This window comes from Pseudomonas urethralis (assembly GCF_021602465.1).
Classification (GTDB): Bacteria; Pseudomonadota; Gammaproteobacteria; order Pseudomonadales; family Pseudomonadaceae; genus Aquipseudomonas; species Aquipseudomonas vlassakiae.
The window spans coordinates 72,894-96,861 of the sequence record NZ_BQIJ01000014.1 but is presented as its reverse complement, the minus strand read 5'-3'; the positions used below and the strand labels follow the sequence as shown (position 1 = coordinate 96,861).

24 protein-coding genes are annotated in these 23,968 nt (G+C 62.9%); 19 read left to right on the top strand and 5 right to left on the bottom strand.

Annotation, left to right across the window (positions count from 1 at the left end; all coding sequences use genetic code 11):
* Nucleotides 1-21: 21 nt before the first annotated feature.
* Entirely contained in the window at nucleotides 22-936 is a 915-nt protein-coding gene (locus L6D64_RS20755; RefSeq protein WP_236192542.1) for a LysR family transcriptional regulator, read from the bottom strand.
* Nucleotides 937-1,096: 160 nt separating this feature from the next.
* Between L6D64_RS20755 and L6D64_RS20750 the strand changes: the two genes are divergently transcribed.
* Nucleotides 1,097-2,107, top strand: coding sequence for a zinc-dependent alcohol dehydrogenase family protein (locus L6D64_RS20750; protein WP_176509255.1), 1,011 nt, complete (start codon nucleotides 1,097-1,099; stop codon nucleotides 2,105-2,107).
* A 34-nt stretch (nucleotides 2,108-2,141) separates the two neighbouring features.
* Here the strand turns inward: L6D64_RS20750 and L6D64_RS20745 are convergent, their stop codons facing one another.
* Complete coding sequence (locus L6D64_RS20745; RefSeq protein ID WP_176509256.1) at nucleotides 2,142-3,047, bottom strand: LysR family transcriptional regulator; 906 nt, start codon at nucleotides 3,045-3,047, stop codon at nucleotides 2,142-2,144.
* Nucleotides 3,048-3,161: 114 nt separating this feature from the next.
* Here L6D64_RS20745 and L6D64_RS20740 point away from each other — a divergent pair, with 114 nt between their 5' ends.
* The 15 genes from L6D64_RS20740 (at nucleotide 3,162) to L6D64_RS20670 (ending at nucleotide 18,471) form a co-directional block, all read left to right on the top strand.
* A complete protein-coding gene (locus tag L6D64_RS20740) occupies nucleotides 3,162-4,775 on the top strand; it encodes an ATP-dependent acyl-CoA ligase (RefSeq protein ID WP_176509257.1) in 1,614 nt (537 codons plus the stop codon).
* A gap of 204 nt (nucleotides 4,776-4,979) precedes the next feature.
* A complete protein-coding gene (locus L6D64_RS20735) occupies nucleotides 4,980-6,230 on the top strand; it encodes an MFS transporter (protein ID WP_236192541.1) in 1,251 nt (416 codons plus the stop codon).
* Nucleotides 6,227-7,408, top strand: coding sequence for a thiolase family protein (locus L6D64_RS20730; protein ID WP_176509260.1), 1,182 nt, complete (start codon nucleotides 6,227-6,229; stop codon nucleotides 7,406-7,408). The genes L6D64_RS20735 and L6D64_RS20730 overlap by 4 nt, the downstream gene beginning before the upstream one ends.
* Nucleotides 7,396-7,710, top strand: coding sequence for a Zn-ribbon domain-containing OB-fold protein (locus tag L6D64_RS20725; protein WP_176509262.1), 315 nt, complete (start codon nucleotides 7,396-7,398; stop codon nucleotides 7,708-7,710). The genes L6D64_RS20730 and L6D64_RS20725 overlap by 13 nt, the downstream gene beginning before the upstream one ends.
* 129 nt (nucleotides 7,711-7,839) lie before the next feature.
* The gene (locus L6D64_RS20720) at nucleotides 7,840-9,183 is read left to right on the top strand and encodes an OprD family outer membrane porin (protein ID WP_176509264.1); all 1,344 of its coding nucleotides are present in this window, start codon (nucleotides 7,840-7,842) and stop codon (nucleotides 9,181-9,183) included.
* 94 nt (nucleotides 9,184-9,277) lie between these two features.
* On the top strand, nucleotides 9,278-10,513 hold the full coding sequence (locus L6D64_RS20715; protein ID WP_176509266.1) for a dienelactone hydrolase family protein: 1,236 nt from the start codon (nucleotides 9,278-9,280) through the stop codon (nucleotides 10,511-10,513).
* Nucleotides 10,510-11,229 (top strand): SDR family NAD(P)-dependent oxidoreductase, encoded by a 720-nt coding sequence (locus L6D64_RS20710; RefSeq protein WP_219824763.1) that lies wholly within the window; start codon nucleotides 10,510-10,512, stop codon nucleotides 11,227-11,229. The genes L6D64_RS20715 and L6D64_RS20710 overlap by 4 nt, the downstream gene beginning before the upstream one ends.
* Before the next feature lie 203 nt (nucleotides 11,230-11,432).
* Entirely contained in the window at nucleotides 11,433-12,893 is a 1,461-nt protein-coding gene (locus L6D64_RS20705) for a 2-hydroxymuconic semialdehyde dehydrogenase (protein WP_176509267.1), read from the top strand.
* A gap of 15 nt (nucleotides 12,894-12,908) precedes the next feature.
* The gene (locus L6D64_RS20700) at nucleotides 12,909-13,718 is read left to right on the top strand and encodes a 2-keto-4-pentenoate hydratase (protein ID WP_176509268.1); all 810 of its coding nucleotides are present in this window, start codon (nucleotides 12,909-12,911) and stop codon (nucleotides 13,716-13,718) included.
* Nucleotides 13,719-13,728: 10 nt separating this feature from the next.
* Nucleotides 13,729-14,661 carry an acetaldehyde dehydrogenase (acetylating) gene (locus L6D64_RS20695; RefSeq protein WP_176509269.1) on the top strand — a complete coding sequence of 311 codons (933 nt, stop codon included), beginning with the start codon at nucleotides 13,729-13,731 and terminating at the stop codon, nucleotides 14,659-14,661.
* Nucleotides 14,658-15,686 (top strand): 4-hydroxy-2-oxovalerate aldolase, encoded by a 1,029-nt coding sequence (mhpE, locus tag L6D64_RS20690; RefSeq protein WP_176509270.1) that lies wholly within the window; start codon nucleotides 14,658-14,660, stop codon nucleotides 15,684-15,686. Before L6D64_RS20695 ends, mhpE begins: the two co-directional genes overlap by 4 nt.
* Nucleotides 15,683-16,477, top strand: a complete 795-nt coding sequence (locus L6D64_RS20685) for a 2-keto-4-pentenoate hydratase (RefSeq protein WP_176509271.1) — start codon at nucleotides 15,683-15,685, stop codon at nucleotides 16,475-16,477. Before mhpE ends, L6D64_RS20685 begins: the two co-directional genes overlap by 4 nt.
* On the top strand, nucleotides 16,470-16,895 hold the full coding sequence (locus tag L6D64_RS20680; RefSeq protein ID WP_176509272.1) for a RidA family protein: 426 nt from the start codon (nucleotides 16,470-16,472) through the stop codon (nucleotides 16,893-16,895). Before L6D64_RS20685 ends, L6D64_RS20680 begins: the two co-directional genes overlap by 8 nt.
* A gap of 20 nt (nucleotides 16,896-16,915) precedes the next feature.
* Nucleotides 16,916-17,488 (top strand): 3-hydroxyanthranilate 3,4-dioxygenase, encoded by a 573-nt coding sequence (locus tag L6D64_RS20675; RefSeq protein ID WP_176509273.1) that lies wholly within the window; start codon nucleotides 16,916-16,918, stop codon nucleotides 17,486-17,488.
* The gene (locus tag L6D64_RS20670; protein ID WP_176509274.1) at nucleotides 17,485-18,471 is read left to right on the top strand and encodes an amidohydrolase family protein; all 987 of its coding nucleotides are present in this window, start codon (nucleotides 17,485-17,487) and stop codon (nucleotides 18,469-18,471) included. Before L6D64_RS20675 ends, L6D64_RS20670 begins: the two co-directional genes overlap by 4 nt.
* Nucleotides 18,472-18,522: 51 nt before the next feature.
* Here the strand turns inward: L6D64_RS20670 and L6D64_RS20665 are convergent, their stop codons facing one another.
* Together L6D64_RS20665 and L6D64_RS20660 are read right to left on the bottom strand one after the other, a co-directional pair.
* Nucleotides 18,523-19,122, bottom strand: coding sequence for a cytochrome b (locus L6D64_RS20665; protein ID WP_176509276.1), 600 nt, complete (start codon nucleotides 19,120-19,122; stop codon nucleotides 18,523-18,525).
* Nucleotides 19,122-20,189, bottom strand: coding sequence for a catalase family peroxidase (locus tag L6D64_RS20660; RefSeq protein WP_236192540.1), 1,068 nt, complete (start codon nucleotides 20,187-20,189; stop codon nucleotides 19,122-19,124). The genes L6D64_RS20665 and L6D64_RS20660 overlap by 1 nt, the downstream gene beginning before the upstream one ends.
* Before the next feature lie 88 nt (nucleotides 20,190-20,277).
* On the opposite strand from L6D64_RS20660, the gene L6D64_RS20655 reads away from it, so the two are divergent.
* Nucleotides 20,278-20,688 (top strand): winged helix-turn-helix transcriptional regulator, encoded by a 411-nt coding sequence (locus tag L6D64_RS20655; RefSeq protein WP_176509277.1) that lies wholly within the window; start codon nucleotides 20,278-20,280, stop codon nucleotides 20,686-20,688.
* A gap of 32 nt (nucleotides 20,689-20,720) precedes the next feature.
* On the opposite strand, the gene L6D64_RS20650 is transcribed toward L6D64_RS20655, so the two are convergent.
* On the bottom strand, nucleotides 20,721-21,947 hold the full coding sequence (locus L6D64_RS20650) for an MFS transporter (protein ID WP_176509279.1): 1,227 nt from the start codon (nucleotides 21,945-21,947) through the stop codon (nucleotides 20,721-20,723).
* Nucleotides 21,948-22,342: 395 nt separating this feature from the next.
* Here L6D64_RS20650 and L6D64_RS20645 point away from each other — a divergent pair, with 395 nt between their 5' ends.
* Entirely contained in the window at nucleotides 22,343-22,930 is a 588-nt protein-coding gene (locus tag L6D64_RS20645; protein WP_176509280.1) for a hypothetical protein, read from the top strand.
* A gap of 33 nt (nucleotides 22,931-22,963) precedes the next feature.
* Complete coding sequence (locus L6D64_RS20640; protein WP_176509282.1) at nucleotides 22,964-23,536, top strand: hypothetical protein; 573 nt, start codon at nucleotides 22,964-22,966, stop codon at nucleotides 23,534-23,536.
* The last annotated feature ends 432 nt before the right edge of the window (nucleotides 23,537-23,968 follow it).

The following is a 23,968-nucleotide window of genomic DNA, read 5'->3' as shown; positions in this document are numbered from 1 at the left end:
TGGTGCATCTCGTTGAGCTGGCTAAAGCTCGAGCCACTGCCCATACAGTCTGGGCAATTGTTCACGTACCCAGCAAACAAACGCCTCGACCTGCGGCGCCAGGTGCGATCGGCTGGGGTACAGCACTGATACGGGTCTGGGCGGCGGCCGATAGGCTTGCAACACCTCCGTCAGCGTGCCGTCTGCCAGAAAACGGTCCAGCACGATGCCAGGGGCCTGAAGCAAGCCGAAGCCCGCTACGCCACATTGAACATAGGCATTGGATTCGTTGACCGTGACGCCCTGACGGCTGATGTAGGAATGCTCCTGACCGCCATCCATGAAGTGCCATGGCAGTGGGCGTTGGTTCTGACCGGAAATAAAGGTCACACCGAGGTGCGCGCTCAGCTCCTCCAGGCTTTTCGGCTCGCCATGTTCGCGCAGGTAGCGCGGCGCTGCGCACGTCACCATGGTAGCCATGCCGATACGGGCGGCCACCAGGCTGGAGCTGGGCAATGGCCCGATTCGAAGCACGCAGTCTACGCCTTCTGCGACCAGGTCGACGGTCCTGTCCGTGACCCCAAGCGCCAACTCGATGGCAGGATGCAAATCTGAAAAGGCTTTCAATCGCTCTATCAGCGCAGGCTGCGAAAACGCGGTGGGGATATCAACCCGCAATCGACCGCGCAAGGTCGAACCTGGCGATGAGAACATCGTCGAAGCAGCCGCCACGTCTGCAAGAATCTGCGTAGCGCGCGCGTAATACTTTTCTCCCTCGGGGGTGAGCCTGACTGCACGGGTGGTGCGTTGGAACAGCCTCACCCCCAGCGAGGTTTCCAATGCCTGGATTGCCCGGGTGACTTGCGGACGGCCAATCTGCATGGCGTCCGCTGCGCGGGTAAAACTGCCGAGTTCGGCTAGCCGGGTGAACACTTGCATGGACTGGAGCAGTTCCATCGCGTCTTCTCAGGTCGATTGTCTGTTGCCGGTTTGGATGATGTGCAAAGTGTGATTGTTGCCTCTGGAAATAACAATCCTTTGCCTGGCGTGGCATTTATCGAGCCTCACTTCGTTGGGAAGATGCCGTCAGTGGCACACACCAACTGGAGACAGGCACATGAAAGCATGGCTTTTGAACGATTTCGGGCTGGATAATCTGGCACTCGGCGAAGTCGACACACCCACCCCCAAGGCAGGCGAGTTGCTGGTCAAGATCGGCGCTGTTTCGCTCAACTATCGTGATAAGGCCATCGTCGATGGCTTTTACGAACCTCACCTGGTACCCAAGCCATTGATACCGGTCAGCGATGCGTCGGGCACAGTGGTTGCCGTGGGGGAGGGCGTCAGCAGGTTCAAGGTGGGCGACCGTGTCAATTCGCATCTTTACTCGCGCTGGATCGACGGCGAGCCAGGGCCTGACGAACCGGCCTACTGCTTCGGCATGCCGCTGCCAGGTGGCCTGGCCGAATTCATGATCATTGATGAGCAAAGCGCGGTACGGGCGCCGGACAACCTGTCCGACGAAGAAGCGTCGACGCTGCCGATTGCGGCACTGACCGCATGGTATTCGTTGGTCGACTATGGCCAGGTCCAGCCCGGCCAGACGGTGCTGGTGCAGGGCACCGGCGGGGTATCGATTTTTGCCGTTCAGTTGGCCACTGCACTGGGGGCCAAGGTGATCGTCACCTCCAGCAGCGATGCGAACCTGGAGGCGGTGAAAAAGCTCGGCGCGGTGGCTGGCATCAACTATCGGACCAACCCGCGCTGGGAGGAGGAAGCCCTGAAACTCACCGCCGGCAAAGGCGTCGACTTGCTTCTGGATGTGGCAGGTGGGGAGGGCCTGAACCAGTCCATTCTGGCAACCAAGGCCGCCGGCAAAATCGCCCAGATTGGTTTTCTGACGGGGCAATCCACCTCCTTGGCGCTCATGCCGCTCATCTTTCGCCAGACCACGATTCGTGGCATCGCCGTGGCGCCGCGCTCGTCGTTCGACCGCATGAACGCATTCCTCAACGAACACGCGATTCGGCCAGTGATCGATCGGGTCTATTCCTTCAACGAGGTGCACCACGCGTTCGAACACCTGGCGAGGGGCGCCTTCGGCAAAGTCGTCATCAAAGTCTCCTGACCCAGTGGACCCCGCCGCGCAGGTGAACCTCACCCTACCTGCGCAAGGTCTCGAATAGAAATGTCCTGAACCACCGATTGCCGGCATCGGCATCGTAGGCAGCATGCCAGTGAACCGTGGATTCGACCCCCGGCATCTCCACCGGCAAGGGGTAGATGACGAAGTCTTCGGAATGGTTGAGCGCACGGGCCACGCCCTCGGGGAGGGTGACCATCCAGCCGGTATGCCTGAGGATCTGCGGCACCACGGTGAAATGCGGAACCCTCAACGCGATGTGGCGGTTCAGGCCGCGCGCAGCCAGGTTTTCCTCGATGGCCACGTGGCTGCTGTCGGTGGACGTGATACTGACGTGGGAGAGGGCAAGGAACTGCTCCACGCTGATATTCCCTGCTGGAAGCCCCTCGCGTTTGCGCGTCATGCAGGCGTACTGCTCATGAAACAGGGATGTGTAGCGGGTAGTCGTCTTCAGCGTGGGCAGGTTGCCGATGGCAAAGTCCAGCTGCCCCATGCGCATGCGTTCGACCACCATGGCGACAGGTACCAGCTCGGATGACAGCTTGATCTGCGGCGCGAGGGTCTGAAGCCGTTCGCACAGTGCCGGCAGGAAAACCTGTTCGCCAATGTCCGACATACACAAACGAAACTCTCGGTCGCTGGTGCCAGGCTCGAAAGGTTCGGTTTCGTTCAGGGCGTCGCGTACGGCCGTCAGTGCCCGCCCGATCGGCAGGGCAATGCGCTCGGCGGTCTGGGTCGGCATCATGCCCTCCGGCGTGCGCACGAACAGCGCGTCATCAAACAGCTTGCGAAGACGCCCCAAGGCATAACTGACAGCCGGTTGGGTAATCGCCAGGCGACCCGCCGCGAGGGTCAGACTGCGTTCCTCCATGATGGCTTGGAACACCCTGAGCAAGTTCAGATCAACGTCATTCAAATGGCGCATTCGAATAAATCCTGTTTATTAACTATATAATAGTCATGAATTTGACTTATAGGTTACAGGTTCATAGACTTCGGAACAACAACGAGGTGATACAACAATTCGAGGCGTTGGGTAATGGACGAAAGTTTTTGCAAGCAACTAGCAAGTGGCGGCGCACTTACACTTCCGGTGTTGTTGTCCACGCGTATTGAACGCAGCCCTGACACTGCACTTTTTTCCGACCGCAGTTGCACCTGGAGCGCGGCGCAACTTGTCGATGCGATAGCCAGGCGGGCGGCAACCCTGGTGGAACATGGCATTCAACGTGGCGACCGGGTGGCGTTGATGTGCGCCAACCGCGCCGAGTTCCTCGAGGTGCTGTTGGCGTGCGGCTGGCTGGGGGCGATTGCGGTGCCTGTCAACACGGCTTGTCGCGGCATGCAGCTGACTCATGTGCTGGCCAATAGCGGGGCGCGCTTGCTGGTCAGCGAAGAAGCCCACCTGGAGGTGCTCGCGGCGCAGGATTACACAACGCTTGCTGTCGATACCCTGTGGGTCGTTTCGCCCCAGTGCGCTGTTGACGCGGTATGGCAGGGGCGTCTGCGCGTGCAGTCGATGCCGCCCGCCAGTGCGTCCAGGGCTGCACCTGCCGTGCTGGAGGATGGCGACCCGCTGGTTATCCTCTACACCTCCGGCACCTCCGGGCTGTCCAAGGGAGTGATCTGTCCTCACGCGCAGTTCTACTGGTGGGGCATCAATACCGGTGGCGACCTGCAGGTGGTGCCCGGCGATGTGCTGTACACCTGCCTGCCGTTGTTCCATACCAATGCGTTGAACGCCTTTTTCCAGGCATTGCTGCACGACGCCCAGCTGGTGGTGGACAAACGCTTTTCCGCCAGCGGCTTTTACCAGGCGCTGGCGCAGACAGGGGCGACGGTGACCTACCTGCTGGGCGCCATGGTGCCTATCCTGCTCAGCCGCCCGCACCATGAGCAAGAGCACGCCCACAACGTGCGTGTCGCGCTGGCGCCAGGGGTACCGGAGCAGTTCCACGCGCCGTTTATCCAACGCACCGGTATCGGCCTGATCGATGGCTATGGCGCCACCGAAACCAATGCCGTTATTGGCGGGCCACTGGCGCTGCAGCGGCCTGGTTTCATGGGCCGATTGGCCAAAGGCTTCAGTGCCCGCGTGGTGGACAGCCAGGATCGGCCGGTAGCCGATGGCGAGCCGGGGGAGCTGCTGCTGCGCGCCGAGCAGCCCTTCGCGTTCGCCTGCGGTTACTTCGGTATGCCGGAAAAGACCGTCGAAGCCTGGCGCAACCTGTGGTATCACACCGGCGACCGGGTGGTGCGCGATGGCGACGGCTATTTCCGCTTTGTCGACCGCTTGAAGGACGCGATCCGGCGCCGCGGCGAGAACATTTCGTCTTTCGAGGTGGAGCAGGTGCTGTTGAGCCACCCGGCAGTGGAACTGGCAGCGGTCTATGCGGTGAAGTCGGAGCTGGCCGAAGATGAAGTCATGGCCGCGATCGTCATCAAGGCAGGCGCGCGGCTCGACCCACTGGAACTGACGCAATATTGCGAATCCCGGCTGGCGTACTTCGCCGTGCCGCGTTATTTGGACTTTGTTGTCGAATTGCCGAAAACCGAAAACGGCAAAGTGCAGAAATATAAATTGAGAGCACTCGGTGTTACCGCCACTGCGTGGGACCTAGAGGGCTCCGGTTATAGGCTTAAACGCGCCTGATTACTTGGCTTTGACTGCCGTGCAATAACAAACGATGCAACAACAATAACAACAGCGTTCATAATTATTCAGTCATTGACGGAGACCGCCATGACGGGCACGCATTCGCTTGAACTTTCTGACACCCAGTCAGTGCAGAGTCATGTTGGCGCAGGGGTTGATAACCGCGCACCGATCGACAGCAAAACCTTTCGCAAGATTGTCTTGGCTTCGGTCACAGGCAACGCGCTGGAGTGGTACGACTTCTTTCTCTACAGCACCGCGGCGGCGCTCATCTTCGGCGAACTGTTTTTTCCCAAGGGCACCGATCCGCTGGTCGGTACGATCGCGGCCCTGGCCGGGTTCGCCCTGGGTTTTCTCGCCCGGCCTTTCGGTGGCGTGATCTTCGGTCATATCGGCGACAAGTACGGGCGCAAGAAAGCCTTGGTATTGACGCTTTCGATCATGGGCGGCGCAACCTTCCTGATCGGGCTGTTGCCCACCTACGCTCAGGCGGGGGTGTGGGCACCTGTGTTGTTGCTGCTGTTACGTGTCCTGCAGGGCATCGCGGCGGGCGGTGAGTGGGGCGGTGGCGTGCTGATGATCAGTGAGTCGGCACCGCCCGAGCGCCGCGGCTTCTTCGCGTCGATCAGTCAGATCGGCGTGGGCGGTGGGTTTGTCTTGTCCGCCGGGGCGTTCTATGTGGTCCAGCTGTTGCCGGAGCAGGATTTCCACAGCTGGGGCTGGCGCATTCCCTTTCTGGTCTCGATCGTCATATTCGGCCTGGGCGTGTACATCCGCCGTTCCTTGCCCGAAAGCCAGGATTTCCAGCGCGCCGAGGCCACCGGCAAGACGTCGCACATGCCGGTGCTGGATGTGCTGCGCAAACATCCACGCGAAGTGCTGATGGCCATGGGCTTGCGGGTGGCTGAAAACGGCGGCTCCTACCTCATGCTGGCGTTCGCCCTGGTCTACGGCAAGTTTCTCGGCGTACCCAATAGCGTGATGCTGGCGGGGGTCACGGTATCCACCTGCGTGGAACTGGTGACCATGTTGTTCTGGGGGCGCCTGTCGGACCGCGTAGGTCGCAAGCCGGTGTACATGGTGGGCGCGGTAGGGATGGTGCTGATGGCATTTCCGTTCTTCTGGTTGCTCGAGACCCGAGAGCCTGCCTGGATCTGGCTGGCCTTTGTGATCGGCAATGCCATCTGCCATGGCGCCATGATCGGTACCCAGCCCAGCCTCATGGGGGAACTGTTCAGCACTGAAGTGCGCTATTCCGGCATGGCGCTGGGGCACGAAGTGGCCTCGGTGTTCTCCGGCGGCCTGTCGCCGATGATCGCGACCGCATTGCTGGCGCATTACCAGGCCAGTTGGCCAGTGTCGCTGATGATGATGGCGCTGGGGCTGGTCACGGTCATCTCTCTGTGTTTCACCAAGGAGACCCGCGTGCGGGCCAAGGGAGGGCGGTCATGAACCGGTCAGCAAGCAATGACGCCGTGGCGCTGATCGCCGGGGCCCTGGAGGTACCTTACAACCGGCGCGGCACGGGCGAGTCGACGTCGCAACTGCTCGGCAGGGCGGTGCAGCAATTGCTGCGCCAGGCAGGCGTGGCAGCGCATGAGGTCGACGGCCTGGGCGTGGCATCCTTCACCCACCGGCCGGACAACGCCATCGATCTGGCGTGGCGCCTCGGGCTGACCCTGACCTGGTGCATGGATGACCGCAATGGCGGGGCTAGCGCGATCAATATGCTGCAGCATGCCGTGCGTGCCATCCAGCACGGTGATGCCAACGTGATCGTGCTGGTGGCCGGCGATACGTTCACTCCGGAGGATTTCAGGAACCTGGTCGACCATTACAACCGCACCACCGAGGAGTACCTCAAGCCGCTTCAGCACGGCGGGCCCAATGGGGTGTTCGCGATGCTCACCCAGCGCCATGCGCAACGCACCGGCCTTGGCCGCGAAGACTATGCACAGTTGTGCATTGCCCAGCGAGCCTGGGCGCAGCGCAACCCGCTGGCGGTCTACCGCGAGCCGCTGACCCTCGAGCAGTACCTTGATGCGCCCATGGTGGCCGACCCGCTGTGCCGGTTTGATTGCGTACCAGTAGTCAATGGCGCCAACGCCATCCTGCTGACCCGCGCCGACCTCGCCCGCAACAGGGTCAACGTGGCGGTGCGTGCAGTAAAGGCGCTGCACAACGATGACCACCAGGCTGGTGATGGCCTGCAGACGCCGCTGGCAAAGATTGCCGACACACTGTGGGACCGCGCCAATACCGGGCCTGAGGCCATGGACCTGGCGTGCGTGTATGACGACTATCCGGTCATGGCCCTGATCCAGCTTGCCGACCTGGGCTTCGTCCCCGACGACGATTACCGGCGAGTGCTGCGGCGGATAGGCCGTTTCGAACTGCCGGTCAATACCTCGGGCGGGCAGCTCTCGGCCGGCCAGGCGGGCGCGGCGGGGGGCATGCATGGGCTGGTCGAAGCCATTACCCAGCTGCTTGGCGACGCCGGTCAACGCCAGGTCAGCGATGCGCGCCTGGCGGTGGTGACCGGCTATGGCATGGTCCAGTACCGCTACGGCATGTGCGCCAACGCGGTGGTGCTCGAACGGTGGCAAGGGGGTGTGGCATGGCGTTCATGATCCAGCAATGTGTCGGTTGCGGCCAGGCCAGTTTCCCGCCGCGTTACAGCTGCCCGCGCTGCGGTGAGGCGCAGTGGCAGGACGTCTCTGCCCAGGTCGGCCGGGTTGCCCAGGCCACCGTGGTGCGCGCGCGGGTCGGCATGGCGGGCGCAGAGCTCCTGCACCTGGCCAGTGTCGAGCTGCTCGAAGGCCCCGTGGTCATTGCCCAGACTTCAGGGCCTTTGCCCCCCGGCACCCTGGTCGACGTCGCCATCGATGAGCACCGGCGAATCGTAGCCCAGCCGGCCTGCCGCGACGTGTAACCCACACGGTCGAGCCGACTTCGCCCGCCGAAGCGGGCGCCGTCGGCCTGCGTTCAGCCAGTCAACCACTGACCATGCACGGCCCCAGGGCCTTGCGCGTGGTGTACACGAGTACCCAGGAGTGTGGTTATGCCTTCAGCAATCGATTACCGGCTCGCGTCCAGCCTGGGGCTGGCGCTGGCCTGCCAGCAGGCCTTGGCGGATGACCCATGGGCCGATGCCGCACGGTATTTGCAGCAGGGTGCCCTGAGCGGTGTTACCCGCAACTTTTACCTCAACCGCGACTTTCGCAACGGCGGTGCCAACCGCCGACCCGGCACCGTCAACGGTTACCGCGCCGAGTGGGCCCAAGGCTTGACCCTTGACTACACCTCCGCGTTCACGCCTGGCCTTGTCGGCCTGGGGTTCGATGCGCATGTGTACGGGGGGCTGAAACTGGACAGTGGCCGTGGCAGGACCGGCACCAACCTGCTGCACGTCAAGAACGACGGGGAGGTGGCGGATGAGTACAGCGTGGGCGGTGGTGCGCTCAAGCTCAAGGTCGGTGAAACGGTGCTCAAGTACGGGTCCATGGAATTGCGCACCTCCCCGGTATTCATGACCGACGGTGGCTCCGGGCGCCTGTTGCCGCAAACGGTGACGGCATGGCAGCTCACCAGCCGTGACCTGCAGCCGCTGACCTTCGATGCCGCCCACATCACTGCCGGCAAGGCGCCGTCGGAAAACCGCAACGACAGCACGTTGCGCTCGCTGTACGGCGCCACGCAGACCGATACGGTCGATTACCTGAGCCTGAATTACGAGCAGGGCGCAGTCAAAGGCTACCTCGGCACTCAACGTGCCGAAGACCTTTGGCGCCAGGATTACCTGGGGTTTCGCTACTTGCCTGCCCTGGTCGAGGGGCTGACCCCGACCGTGAATTTCAGCCTGTACCGCACGGTCGACATCGGTGCCGCCCATGGCGGGCCCATCGACAACCTGACCTGGTCCTTGGCCCCGGGCGTCAAGTTTGGTGCTCACTCCATCATGCTTGCCTACCAGAAGGTGCAGGGTGACACGCCCTTCGACTACCTGGCGTTCCGTGACGGGCAAACCACCGTGGCGCACCTGGCGAACAACGTGCAGCTCAGTGACTTCAACGCGCCCAACGATCGGTCCTGGCAGGTTCGCTACGACTATGACTTCACCGCGCGTGGCGTGCCTGGCCTGAAGTGCATGATTCGCTACATCCAGGGGCAGGGTGGCAAGGGCTCCAATATCGTGCCGGAGAGTTCCTACGCTTCACTCGGCTTTCAGGATGGCGGGCGCCACTGGGAACGCAATATCGAGTTGCAATATGTGGTGCAAAGCGGGCCGGCAAAAAACCTCAGCCTGAGGGCGCGCTACGGCGTGCACCGCGGTAACTCGGCCGAGCCACGCGGTGACATGGACGAGATTCGCCTGATCACCGAATTACCTTTCAAGTTGCTGTAAAGCGCGCCGTTGGCAGCGCTTCGACAACGGCTGCTTCGGCAAAAGATTCCTGCAGGGCAAAACCTGATCCGCTTACCGTAAAAGGAGCAATGAGATGAGCCAATACATCGATATTCTGGCGCGAGACCAGGCTGGAAGTTTCAAGGGTTATCTGGCGTTGCCGCCTGAGGGCAAAGGCCCCGGCATCGTGTTGGGCCAGGAGATCTTCGGCGTCAACGCCAACATGCGTGAGGTGGCGCAGATGTATGCCGAGGAAGGCTATGTGGTCCTGGTGCCGGACTTGTTCTGGCGGTTGGAGCCAGGTATCGACCTGGGCTACACCCCCGCTGACTTCGACAAGGCCTTGGGCCTCTACACCGCACTGGACCTGAACAAGGCCGTGGACGACATCGCAGCTGCCTTCGACACGCTGCGGGCCCTTGACCAGGTCACCGGGCCGGCCCTGGGCTTCGTCGGTTACTGCCTGGGGGGCAAGCTGGCCTACCTCACCGCCGCCCGTACCGATGTCGCTGTTGCGGTGGGCTACTACGGGATGGGCATCGAGAAGTACCTGGATGAAGCCGATGGCCTGAGCGGCGGCCTGGTCCTGCACCATGGCGAACTCGATGGCATGTGCGACGCCGCGACCCGTGCGCAGATCGCCGAGGTGCTGCGTGGCCGCCCAGGCGTAGAGCTGTATACCTACGAAGGGGCCGACCATGCGTTCGCCCGGCTGGGCAGCGATCACTTCCACAAACCCTCGGCGCTCATGGCCCATGGGCGCACCATCGCAGCCTTGAAGAAGTGCATCGGGCCGGCCTACAACCTCTCAGACCTGTGGGACGAGCACATCCACCATGAGTTCGTTACCCGAGACGTACCGGCTACCCTGGCGACCATGGTCGCCGAGCCTTACGTGAACCACATTCCGACCCTGACCGGTGGGGTGGGCAGCCAGCAACTCGGGCGCTTCTATCAGCATCACTTTGTCCACGCCAACCCCGAGGACACCAAGATGATTCCGATTTCCCGCACGGTCGGCGCCTACCAGGTCGTCGACGAATTCATCATGTCCTTCACCCACACCTGCGAAATGGACTACATGCTGCCCGGGATAGCACCCACCGGCAAATACGTAGAAATCCCCATGGTGGCGGTGGTCAACTTCCGCGGCGACAAGCTTTATCACGAGCATATCTACTGGGACCAGGCGTCGGTGCTGGTCCAGATCGGCCTGCTCGATCCCGAAGGGTTGCCGGTGGCGGGTATCGAAACGGCCAAGAAATTGCTGGATGAATCGCTGCCCTCGAACACGCTGATGGCCCGCTGGGCCACGAGCGAGCACCTGTGAACGCTACCACTGCCATGGGCAAGGAGGTGCTGATCACCGGCGCCAACGGCGGGCTGGGCCTTGCCTTGATCGAGGCCTTTCTGGCCGCCGGGGCACGGCGTGTCTACGCCGCCTGCCGCAACCCTGAGCGTCTGCTGTTCGATCACCCGCAGGTAGAAGCCGTGTCTCTGGACGTGACGCAGCCGCAGCAGGTAGCACAGGTCGCGGGGCGGATCGGGATCGATATCCTGGTGAACAACGCTGGCGTCAATCGGCAGCAGCGGTTGCTGGGTACCGACGAACCCGAAGCCGCCGACCAGGAGATGGCCGTCAACTATTTCGCCACGCTGGCGATGATGCGTGCCTTTGCTCCGACCCTTATCGAGCGAGCGGGCGCGATGGTCAACGTCCTGTCGATCCTGGCGCGGGTGGCCTTGCCAGCAATGGGGTCGCTGTGCGCGTCCAAGGCGGCCGCGTTGCGCCTGACCGAGGCCGCTCGGGCCGAGCTGGCCGGCCGGGTGCACGTGATGGCCGTGCTCCCCGGTGTGATCGATACGGCGATGAGCCATGGCGTCGCGGGGGCCAAGGCCAGCCCCCGGGAAGTGGCCGAAGCGATCGTGACGGGGTTGGCCAGCGGTGCCGTTGAAGTCTATCCAGACCCCATGGCGCTGCAGGTGGCGCAGAAGCTCGCGGTTGATCGGACAACGGTACAGGCCGATTTCGCCCGCTACTTGTGAGCGGCTCCGGATAATCACGCATTCGGATTAACACGTTGTTTGCGCCAAGTTCATGTTGGCGCGCAATGGCTGAAAACATGTCTGACAAGTTTGCGACTTGAGAATAGTCGCGCCTGCTTCTTATACAAAGTTGAAGATCTTTCAATCTGATGTATAGGCGATCTTCAACGACAAACGGAAAACATCCTGTTCAGGGGGTTGCTGTGTCCAATCTTTTATATCGTCACTATATTGCGGGAACTTTCGTTGACAGTAAGCGTAAGTTCGACAATGTCTCGCCGGTCAACGGGCGCGTCTTGGGCCAGGTGTGTGAAGCTGGCGAACATGAAGTGAATGCTGCCGTCGAAGCGGCGAAACTCGCCCAGTCGGGGCCCTGGGGAGGCTTCAGCGCTGCCCAGCGAGCCGAGTTGCTCGGGCGTATCGCCGACGGCATCGAGCGTCGCTTCGATGAGTTCGTGGCTGCCGAAGTCGCTGATACCGGCCGGCCCGTGCATCAGGCGCGCAGCCTGGATGTTGCACGGGGCGTGCAGAACTTCCGTACCTTCGCGGATCTGGTGCGACAAGGCGGCAGCGAACTCTTTGAAATGCGCACTGGCGACGGCACGGATGTGTTCAGTTACACCGTGCGCAAGCCGCACGGCGTGGTGGCCATCATCTCGCCGTGGAACCTGCCGCTGTTGCTGCTCACCTGGAAAGTCGCGCCAGCATTGGCCTGTGGTAATTGCGTGGTGGTCAAGCCGTCGGAAGATACGCCTTCCAGTGCCACGCTGCTGGCCGAGGTCATGCACGAGGCCGGTGTGCCGGCGGGGGTATTCAACCTTGTGCATGGCTTCGGTCCTGCCTCTGCCGGCGAGTTCCTGACCCGCCACCCTGAGGTCGATGCCATTACCTTCACCGGTGAGTCGCGCACCGGCTCGACCATCATGCGCGCCGCTGCCGAGGGCGTACGCGAAGTGTCCTTCGAGTTGGGTGGCAAGAATGCCGCAGTGGTTTTCGCCGATTGCGACTTTGACGCGGCAGTTGCCGGTGTGCTGCGTTCCAGTTTCACCAATTCTGGCCAGGTCTGCCTGTGCACCGAGCGGGTCTATGTCGAGCGGTCGATCTACCAGCGCTTTGTCGCGGCGCTCAAAGCAGGGGCCGAGAAGCTGAAAATCGGCTATCCCGACGAAGACGGCGTGAACATGGGCTCGCTGATTTCCCATAAGCACCGCGACAAGGTGTTGGGCTACTTCCAGTTGGCGCTGACCGAGGGCGCCACGGTGGTCAGTGGTGGCGGTGTGCCGGAATTCGGTGACGAGCGCGACCACGGGGCTTTTGTCCAGCCGACCATCTGGACCGGGCTTGCCGATGATGCGCGCTGCATGCGCGAAGAAGTGTTCGGTCCTGTCTGCCACATCGCCCCCTTCGACAGCGATGAGGACGTGCTGCAGCGCGTCAATGATTCGGCCTACGGCCTGGCCGCTTCGCTGTGGACCCGCGACCTGAGGCGGGCTCACCGTTTCTCTCGACGTATCCATGTTGGCATGGTGTGGGTCAATACCTGGTTCCTGCGTGACCTGCGTACGCCCTTTGGTGGTGCACGCCTGTCCGGGCTTGGCCGCGAAGGTGGTCGCCACTCGCTGGATTTCTATTCCGAGCTCACCACCATTTGTGTCAATCCGTAAGGACAGGAGTACGCCATGCATCCAGCAATCGCCGAAGCAGCAGCGTGTCTGCGTCAGGCTCGTGAACAGGGCAGGCCCTGTGCGCCAGTACGCGACCTCATCGAGCGTGCGGCCGCCGAGCAAGAGGGACCCGCACTCCAGCAGGCTTACGCCGTGCAGCAGTACAACCACGCCGCCGACATTGCCGCTGGCTGGAACCCGGTAGGTCACAAGATCGGCTTGACCTCCCGCGTGGTCCAGCGCCAGTTGGGGGTGGACCAGCCAGACTTCGGTCGGCTGTTCGCGCAGATGGCGCGAGGTGATGGCCAGTCGATCCGCTGGAGTGACTGCCAGCAGCCCAAGGCCGAGGCAGAGATCGCCCTGGTTCTGGAGCGTGATCTGTGCCTTGAGCAGCACACCCTGGCTGACATCATCCGTGCCACGGCCTTCGCCTTGCCAGCCATCGAAATCGTTGGGAGCCGTATTGCCAACTGGGACATCAGTTTGCTCGACACCGTCGCCGACAACGCTTCGTCCGGGCTGTTCGTGCTCGGCAGCCAGCCGGTGTCCCTCGGGCAACTGGACCTGGTCAATTGTGGCATGCGCCTGAGCTTGCGCGGCGAACCCGTATCGGTCGGCGCCGGCGCAGCCTGCCTGGAAAACCCCTTGAATGCGGCGCTGTGGCTGGCCAACACCATGGTTCGTCTCGGCGAGCCACTGCGTGCGGGTGACGTGGTGTTGACCGGTGCCCTGGGGCCGATGGTGCCGGTGAGCCCGGGCGATGTGTTTACCGCTGAGATCCAGGGCTTGGGCCGCGTCACCGCGTCCTTTGCGCAAGCCGAGTAAGGAGGCCTGAATGAGCCAGAAACGCAAAGTTGCCATCATCGGTTCCGGCAACATCGGCACCGACCTGATGATCAAGATCCTGCGCAACGCCAAGCACCTGGAGATGGCCGCAATGGTCGGCATCGACCCGGCCTCAGACGGCCTGGCCCGTGCCGCTCGCCTGGGCGTAGCCACCACCCACGAAGGCGTGCAGGGCCTGACGCGCCTGCCGGTGTTCAAGGACATTGATTTCGTCTTCGACGCCACCAGCGCCGGTGCCCACGTGACCAACGACGCCTTGCTGCGCCAGCACAAGGCCGACCTGCGCATGATCGACCTGACCCCGGCGGCCATCGGCCCGTATTGCGTGCCGGTGGTCAACCTCGAGCAGCACCTGCAGGCGACCAACGTCAACATGGTCACCTGCGGTGGCCAGGCGACCATCCCCATGGTCGCGGCGGTATCGCGGGTAGCCAAGGTGCACTACGCCGAGATCGTTGCCTCGATTGCCAGCAAGTCCGCCGGCCCCGGCACCCGCGCCAACATCGACGAATTCACCGAGACCACCAGCAAGGCCATCGAAGTGATCGGCGGCGCGACCAAGGGCAAGGCGATCATCATCATGAACCCCGCTGAGCCGCCGCTGATGATGCGTGACACGGTGTACGTGCTCAGCGAAACCGCCGACCAACAGCGACTGGCGGCGAGCATCGAGGAAATGGCTGCCGCGGTGCAGGCCTACGTGCCGGGCTACCGCCTCAAACAGCAGGTGCAGTTCGAACAGGTGTGCGGCCTGAAGTTGCCGGGGCAGGGCACCTTCACCGGCCTCAAGATCTCCATGTTCCTCGAAGTCGAAGGCGCCGCCCATTACCTGCCGGCCTACGCCGGCAATCTCGACATCATGACCTCCGCCGCGCTGGCCACCGCCGAGCGCATGGCGCAAGCAATGGGGGCCTCGGCATGAACGGCAAGAAACTCTATATCAGTGACGTAACCCTGCGCGACGGCATGCACGCCATCCGCCACCAGTATTCGCTGGACGACGTGCGCGCCATCGCCACGGCGCTGGATCGCGCCAAGGTCGACGCCATCGAAGTCGCCCATGGCGATGGCCTGCAGGGTTCCAGCTTCAACTACGGTTTCGGTGCCCACACCGACCTCGAATGGATCGAAGCAGCGGCCGACGCGGTCAACCACGCCAAGATCGCCACGCTGCTGCTGCCAGGGATCGGCACCCTCCATGACCTGAAGAACGCCTACGACGCCGGGGCCCGCATTGTCCGCGTGGCCACCCACTGCACCGAGGCGGACGTTTCGCGCCAGCACATCGAGTATGCCCGTACGCTGGGCATGGACACCGTCGGCTTCCTGATGATGAGCCACATGCAAACGCCTGAAGGGCTGGCGCAGCAGGCCAAGTTGATGGAGGGCTACGGCGCCACCTGCATCTATGTGGTGGATTCGGGCGGGGCGATGAACATGGACGACATCCGCGCGCGCTTCCGTGCGGTCAAGGCCGTACTCGACCCGGCCACCCACACCGGTATCCATGCCCACCATAACCTCAGCCTGGGCGTGGCCAACTCCATCGCCGCCGTGGAGGAGGGCTGCGACCGCATCGATGCCAGCCTCGCCGGCATGGGTGCCGGCGCCGGCAACGCACCGTTGGAAGTGTTCATCGCCGCTGCCGACAAGCTCGGCTGGCAGCACGGTACCGACCTGTACGCGTTGATGGATGCCGCCGACGACCTGGTGCGCCCGCTGCAGGACCGCCCGGTACGGGTGGACCGTGAAACCCTGGCCCTGGGCTACGCCGGGGTCTATTCGAGCTTCCTGCGCCATGCCGAAGTGGCGGCTGCCCGCTATGGCATCAAGGCCGTGGACATCCTCGTCGAGCTGGGCAAGCGGCGGATGGTCGGTGGCCAGGAGGACATGATCGTTGACGTCGCACTCGACCTATTGAAGCCATCGCTGGAGAAGCGTGCATGAATACCGATATTGCTCGTATCGCCGAAGCCCTTGACCGGGCGGCGCGAAGCGCCGAACCACTGGCGCAGTTCAGTGGCAGCACCGCCTTTTCCCTGGATGACGCCTACCGCATCCAGCGCGCTTCCATGCAGCGTCGTTATGCCGATGGTGAGCACAGCATCGGCATCAAGCTGGGCTTCACCAGCCGCGCGAAGATGGAGCAAATGGGGGTCGATAGCCTGATCTGGGGGTGGCTCAGCAACACCATGGTGGAAGAGGACGGCGGCCTGGTCGACCTGGCGCGCTACATTCACCCGCGTGTCGAGCCAGAGGTCTGCTTTCTCACCCGCCGTGCGATCGATCGCCCGCTGACCCTGCTGGAAGCGGCCAACCATGTCGAGGCGGTGGCGCCGGCACTGGAAATCATCGATTCACGCTACCAGGCGTTCAGGTTCAGCCTGGAGGATGTGGTGGCGGACAACTGCTCCTCGGCCGGCCTCACCCTTGGCCCCTGGTCGCGCAACTTCTCTGGGCTGGACAATGCCGGTGTGGTGCTGCGCCTGGATGGCCGTGTGGCGCAGGCCAGCTCCACTGCCGCGATCCTCGGCAATCCGCTGCGCAGCCTGGTGCAAGCCTCGCGTCTGCTGCACGCCGCCGAACTCGAACTGCCGGCGGGTAGCCTGGTGATGGCAGGCGCCGCCAGTGCGGCGGTGGCGTTGTACCCAGGGGGGCATGTCAGTGTTGAAGTCCAGGGCCTGGGACAGAGCAGTTTCAGCGTTCGCGGCGATAACCGAGGAAACAGCCATGAGTGACGTCAAGGCCACGGTCGTCGCCGGCAAGGCCACACCGCGCGGGCGCTTCCCGCATATCAAGCGAGCGGGTGACTTCCTGTTCGTCTCCGGTACCAGCTCACGGCGCCCGGACAACAGTTTTGTCGGCGTCGAGGTGGATGCCATGGGCACCACCCGGCTGGACATTCGGACGCAGACCCGCGCCGTGATCGAGAACATGCGCGACATCCTCGCCTCTGCAGGTGCAAGCCTTGCAGACGTGGTGGAGATCAGCAGCTTCCTCGTCGATATGAACGACTTCGGCGGCTACAACGACGTCTACGCCGAATACTTTGACGAAAGCGGCCCGACCCGCACCACCGTAGCCGTACACCAGTTGCCACACCCCCATCTACGTATCGAGATCAAGGCCATAGCGTACGCGCCGCGTCGTCGCTGAACCGCTGGGAGAAAACAACCATGGACAAGCATCACTTCAGCGCCCCGTTCAACTTCAACCGTTGGATCGAGGAGCACGCGCACCTGCTCAAGCCGCCGGTGAACAACCAGCAGATCTGGCAGGACAGCGATTACATGGTCACCGTGGTGGGTGGGCCTAATCAGCGCACCGACTTCCATGACGACCCGGTGGAGGAGTTTTTCTACCAGTTCAAGGGCAATGCCTACCTGAACGTCTGGGACCGAGGTCGCTACGAGCGTGTCGACCTCAAGGAAGGCGACATCTACCTGATGGCCCCCCACGTCATCCATTCGCCGCAGCGTCCTGAGCCCGGCAGTCTGTGCCTGGTGGTGGAGCATCGCCGCCCGCAAGGGCAGTCCGACGCCTTGCAGTGGTCCTGTGCGCACTGCGGCACCGTGGTCCGGCGCTATGAGTTGAGGCTCAAGAGCATCGTTGCCGATCTTCCACCGGTATACGACCAGTTCTATACCACCACCGATGAAGAGCGTCGTTGCCCTGGTTGCGGCGAAATCCACCCAGGCCGCGACTGGCAGACCTGGCACACGACGCTGCGTGAGGTCCACGGCTTATGAAAATCGATATCCACTCGCATTTTTTCCCCCGCATTACGCAAGCCGAGGCCGCCCGCCTGAGTCCTCAGCGTGGCCCTTGGCTGCACACTGAGGGGCGCCAGGGGCAGATCATGCTCGGCGATAAACCGTTCCGTCCGGTACATGATGTGCTGTGGGATCCGCAGCGCCGCATCGAACACCTGGATGAGCAGGGCCTGGACGTGCAAGTGATGTGCGCGACGCCGGTGATGTTCGGCTATGACCAACCCATCGCGCAGGCGCTGCCGTGGGCACAGATGATGAACGATCGGGCCCTGGAGATGACGGCCCTGTCACCCGGTCGCCTCAAGGTGCTGGCCCAGGTACCTCTGCAAGATATCGAGGCGGCGTGCCTCGAGGCCAGCCGGGCCAAGGCCTGTGGCCATGTCGGGGTGCAAATCGGCAATCACGTGGGCAACCACGATCTGGACGAAGCGGGCCTGATCACCTTCCTGCACCACTGCGCGGTGGAAAATATCCCGTTGCTGGTGCACCCGTGGGAAATGATGGGCGGCGAGCGCATGAAGAAATGGATGTTGCCCTGGCTGGTCGCGATGCCGGCGGAAACCCAGCTGGGTATCCTGTCGCTGATCCTGTCTGGCGCTTTCGAACGCTTGCCGGCGTCCCTGCGCATCTGTTTCGCCCATGGCGGGGGCGGCTTCGCCTTCCTGCTGGGGCGTGTCGATAACGCCTGGCGCCATCGGGACATTGTTCGCGAAGATTGCCCGCAATTGCCGTCCAGCTATGTCAAACGTTTCTTCGTCGACTCGGCAGTCTTCGACCCGGGTGCGCTGCGTTTGCTGGTGGATGTCATGGGGGCGGATCGCGTCATGCTCGGTTCCGATGCTCCCTTCCCGCTGGGTGAACAGGCCATTGGCGCCGGTGTGCTGGAACATCCTCGGCTGAGCGATCAGGAGAAGGCGCGCATCTGTGCGGACAACGCTCGGGGCTTCTTCGGCATCTGAGGCTGCCTCGCGCAAGCCGATGGCGGTCAGTGACAGCTGACCGCCATCGATTCAAGACGTTGGCCTTGAGCCGGATTCAGGCTTGGTGGGTGCTTTGCTGTTACCCCGGGCCATGCTGGAAAAGACACCGTCTCTGAGAACCCAGGCGTGCATCAGTGCGGCACCCAGGTGCCCCAGGATGATCGCGAACAGCAGCCATGCCAGCGCGCCATGCGCCAGCCGGAGCCATGCATAGAGCAGCGGGTTTTCCGGGATGATCGCGGGCAAGCGCCAGTCGCCCACAAGGATGACGGGCCAGTTGCCTGCCGAACGCACCGCCCAGCCGAGCAATGGCAACCCGAGCATCAACAGGTAGAGCACGCCGTGCGACAGATGCGCGGCTGCGGCTTGCCAGCGCGGGATGCTGGCGGGCAGTGCCGGCACCGGCCGGCATAGACGATTGGCCAGGCGCACCAGTGCCAGGCAGAGGATGGCGACCCCCAAAGGTTGATGCAAATCGATCAGCACGGGGCGAAGGGTCAGTGAGCTCATCATGGTGACGCCGATGAACAGCATGGCCAGGATGGCGACCGCCATCACCCAGTGCAGCAGCCTGGCGGTCAGATTGAAATGCCGGGGGGGGCGCCTGCGGGGGGTGGGTGCGTCTTGCATCACTGGTCATCCTTCTTGCCAATGGCGTCGGTGGCCTTGCCGAACGCGATTTCGCGCAGGCGTGCATTGTAGGAGTGCGAGTAGATACCCGCCCGCGCTGCCAGCACAGGATCGTCGGAAAGCGCGATACCGGACGGCACCAGGGTCGGGTCGAAGTTGATATCGCGACAGCCACCTTCGGCCTGGTCGCGAACACGCGTCACCTCCAGCGTACCGGCGACCACTTGCTGTCGCTCGGCGGGCCAGGGTTGTGACGGGTCATCGACCGGATCCCCCGCCTGCGCCAATTGCAGTACCAAGTCCCAGTAGACGGGCTCTCGCGCCACCCGCTGCTTGATCTCGTCGAACAGAACGTCATGGCCGAGTCGCGCCCGGTCTTCCACGGAGAGGCCATGGAACGGGGCATGCGGCCGCATGAACCAGCGCACTGGCTGGCGTTTGCCATCTGCCGCGAGCAGGATGAAGGCGTTGATGACGTTGTACTGGGCCTGCGCAAAGCTGCTCGGCCCAGGCGCTGTCGCCTTGTACTCGACTGCCTTGCGAGCCTCGGGGTACTTTTCGAAGAACGCCGCGACACGCGCGGGATCAGGCTGCCCAGTTGCCGGGTCCGGCTCGAAAGCGCGCCTTTGCGCGAGGAACCCCTCGGCATCACGCGTAGGGAAGTAGGGGGCGTTGTTCAGCTTCATCCGCCATTGAGACTTGTCGTCGGCACTCAACAACAAGGCCATGCTCACGGTCGTGGTAGACGTGTCCGCGGCATGGGGGTCTGCGGTCCCGATGGAGAAGCGCCCGACGGCCGGGACTTGATCCTGAGCGAATACCCGGGCCGTCGAGAGCGTCGCCGCCGCTTTGCTGCTATGAAAGACCCCCGCGAAACAGATCCCCTTGCCATGCGCCCGGCGATAGCCCGGTTCGAAGTGGTCCAGCGAGTCGCCGAGGAATGTCCGGGTGGTCGTGCGGCCGCCAAGCAGCCCTGCGGCCCAGACCAATGACAGTGCCAAGGCTGCGACGATGAACGCGATGGCCAGGACGGGCATCCAGCTTTTGTTGAATGTGGGACGTTGCAAGTCGTTCACCTGAGCTTGACCGGTTCTCGACGCGCACTATAAGTTCGCTACGCCCACCCACGGAAGTACGCACCTTTTGGTTAGTATCATGCACACTCGCTTGAACGCCGCCCAAGCCCAGAATCCATCAGCACCTGATGAGCGCACACTGACGGCCAAGCTCAGGCGCGGCGACGTGTTCACTGGCAAATGCAAGGCCAGGGAAGTGCTGTCTCACGTGACGAGTCTGTGGGGCATGCTATGCCTCATGGCGTTACTTGACGGCACGCTGCGTTACAGTGAACTGCGCCGCAAAGTGAACGGCGTCAGCGAAAAGATGTTGTCGCAGACCCTGCAGCGGCTGGAAGGCGATGGTCTGGTGCGCCGGACTGCCTATCCGGTGATACCGCCGCATGTCGAGTACGATCTGACGCCTTTGGGTGAGCAAGCGGCGACCCATGTCGCCGCGCTTGCCGACTGGCTGGAGATGAATCTGCATCAAGTCCCCGACGCCTGCTAGAGTCCCGCGATCCATCGCGAACGGTCATCCCCTCAACCAGCCTGCGCCGCCAGGCTGTTGCTGACCTTGCGCCCCAGCACCCATACCGTGACGAACCCGCAGCCCACCAGTGCCGTGGCCAGGCTCAGCAGCACCGAGCTGCCCAGCTGGTCGACGATGCGCCCACCGAAGAATGAGCCCAGGGCGATGATCACCTGGAACATGGCCACGAACAGCGGCATGCCGCGCTCGACGTCCTTGGGTGCCACGACGAACATCCAGATGCTGGCGCAGGCCGGGAACGCACCAAAGGCGAAGCCCCAGAGCGCGATCAGCATCGCCGCGCCGGTGAGGCCGGTGGCGAAGTAGGGGAACAGCGCGGTGCTGACGCCAATCATCACCGCCACCAGCAACAGCGTGTGGCGCACGCTCTGGTTGGCGGCATAGCCGGCGAACAGGTTGCCGATCACCCCGGCTGCGCCGTAGAGCAGCAGCAGGGAACCGATGGTCGAGCCATCGAAGCCGGAACTCTGCTTGAAGAACGGCGCGACATAGGTGTACGCGGCAAAGTGCGCCAGGCCGATCAGCAGCACGGCGATCAAGCCGACCCGGGCTTGCGGGTTGATGAACAGCGCCGGCAGGTCACTGACACGGATCGCCTTGTCCGGGTTGAGCCGCGGCAGCAGCAACAGCTGCGCCACCAGTACCGGTACGCCGAGCAGCGCGGTGGCCAGGAAGGTCATGCGCCAGCCCATCAGGCCGCTCAGCCAGGTGCCCACGGGCACGCCCAGCACGGTGGCCAGGGTTACGCCGGCCATGATGATCGAGGTGGCGCGGGCCACGCTCACCCCCTTGGGCGCGAGGCGGCCGCTGAGGGCAATGGCGGTGGCCCAGAAGCCACCGATGCTGATGCCCAGCAGTACGCGACCGAACAGCAGCAGGCTGAAGTCGCTGGCGTAGGCCACCACCGCGTTGGCGATGATCATGATCAGCGTCAGGCCGATCAGCAGGTAGCGCCGGTCCAGGGCGCCGATGCCCACCGACAGCAGCGGCGCGGCGAGGGCCGCCATGATGCCGGGCAGGGTCACCATCAGCCCGGCATGGCCGGCGCTGATGCCCAGGTCACTGGCTACATCGTTGAGCACGCCCACCGGCAGAAACTCGCTGGTGACCAGGGCGAAGGCACCGACGGCGACTGAGAGAATCGCCAGCCACTGTTGCCTGACGCTTTGTTGATCATGTTCGGGACGGCCGTGAGAGGCCTGACTGACGCTTGGCATGTTCCTGATTCCAAGGTGAGGTCGCCTGTTGCAGACGAGGGGAAGAGGGAAAACGGAAAGGGATTGTAGGAAATAACGCCGGCGTTTCGACAGGAGAGACACTCGATAGTATTCATCAACATGATTGATGGAACGCTCAGGCCGGGGGACCCGCCGGGGTCGGCTAAAGAAAAGGCAATGAAACGGTAAAGGCCTTCTATGCTGATCTCGACGACCTGATTGCGCATGAGAGCACCGTGAACTGGACTTCTTTTATTCCCGCAACCTGCATTTCAGTTTTCGCATCGCTGGCCGGTTCAGCCTACGCTGAAACGCCGCAAGCCTTCCTTCAGCCACCGTTATACGAACTGCGCGCCACGCCTACGGGGCCCCAATGTGTGCAGCTGGATGCCGGCTTGCCGGCGTCTGTCTGGAACCCGCCAGGTGACTACGGTCGCGAAACCTCGATGCTGTTCGAGGAAGGCAAGGTGCTGGTGCTGTCTGCCGAACACAAACCCTCTGGCGAGCACGTCGCCCATCGCTATTACAAGCAACCCGCGCTGTGCCAGCGGGACTTGCAGCGAAAGCCTGAAACCACTTCGCCGACCAAGACCGCGGGGGGCGATGGCCTGACCTATGTGCAACGGCTGCAGCGGGATTTCGCGGCGCGGTTGCATTTCAGCGATGCGCAGGCACAGCGTACGGTGCAGAGCATCAATATCGATTGCCGGTCCATGGACGGTCGCTACCTGCCGTTGCATAACGCCCTGCTGGCACGCCTGTACAAGGAGAACGAATCCAACGCCTGGATCGAGACCCGCGTTGCCAGCGCGGGAAAGGGCATCAAGGTCTATGACAGTGTTCATCTGCGCAATGGCGAGGTGCGTGAGCCGCAGTTGGTGTTCGAGGTCGACGCATGGGGCGCGGTTACCCGCCACGGCGTGCGCAGCGATGCGCTGGAGAACGCTTGCTATGGCACCTACGGGCCCATCTGGCAATTCTGACACCTGATTGACTTCGCTTGGAGAAGCTGGCCTATGAAACTGTTGCCCGACCATTTTCCGTGCTATGCCTTTGCGCTTGTCATCGCCACCAGCATCACCGCCCATGCCGCCCAGGTGCCATTGGCCAGTGATGCGCTGAGCGAGCGCTTTGAAACCCATGTGCTCGCCGTCGACCCGGCCAAGCATCAGGTCACCCTGGAGGGGGTGGACAAGCGGCCGGTCGTTCTGCAACTCACTGACCAGGCGAAGGCCGCGCGCAACCTGAAAGTCGGTGACAAGGTCGACATGCGTATCACCCGTTCGATCGACTACGTGCTGGACACCAGCCTCGAAGGTGCGCCGAGTGTCAGCAACGATGCCTGGGTCAACCGCGCCGACCCGGCCAGCATGCCGGGCGGTGAGTTGTACCGGACCGTCAAGGTGACCTCGCAAATCACCCACATCGACGGGCCGAACCACCAGGTGACCGTGCTCGAGCCTGACGGGCAGGAGCAGGTCATTACCGTGCAGAACCCTGAGGTGCAGGCATACATTCCGCACCTGCAGGTGGGGCAGACCGTTGATGCCGTGCATACCGAAGTGCTCAAGGTCGAGACGTCTCGCTGAACGCCACCGTGGCACGGTGATGCCTCTGCGAGCGCGTCCATCGATTACATTTTTTGCCACGTGGTCATGCCTGTGAGGCCATGGTTGTCAGACGTTTACAAGGCTCAAGTCATGCACCAAGGCAGGCAACCCTGGCGTAGCAAGTCTGGCTCGTTGCAACAAATGTACGAGCGGATTTATCCGCGATGCGCCGCGCGGGCGGCGCTCGATTTCATAAGCGCAGAACATGTCAAGGCAAGCCCTCCAGCCTTATCCGATGCTCAAGCCGTGCACCCAAGAATGCCCGCTCTGCGTGTTTATTGGTTGCAGGTGCATGTCGGGTGATGGCATCAGGGCGCAGAGGGGGTTGCCTGAGTGATGCGGGGGGCACAGATCGAGCGCCGCCCGCGCGGCGCATCGCGGATAAATCCGCTCCTGCAAGGATGGCTCCGA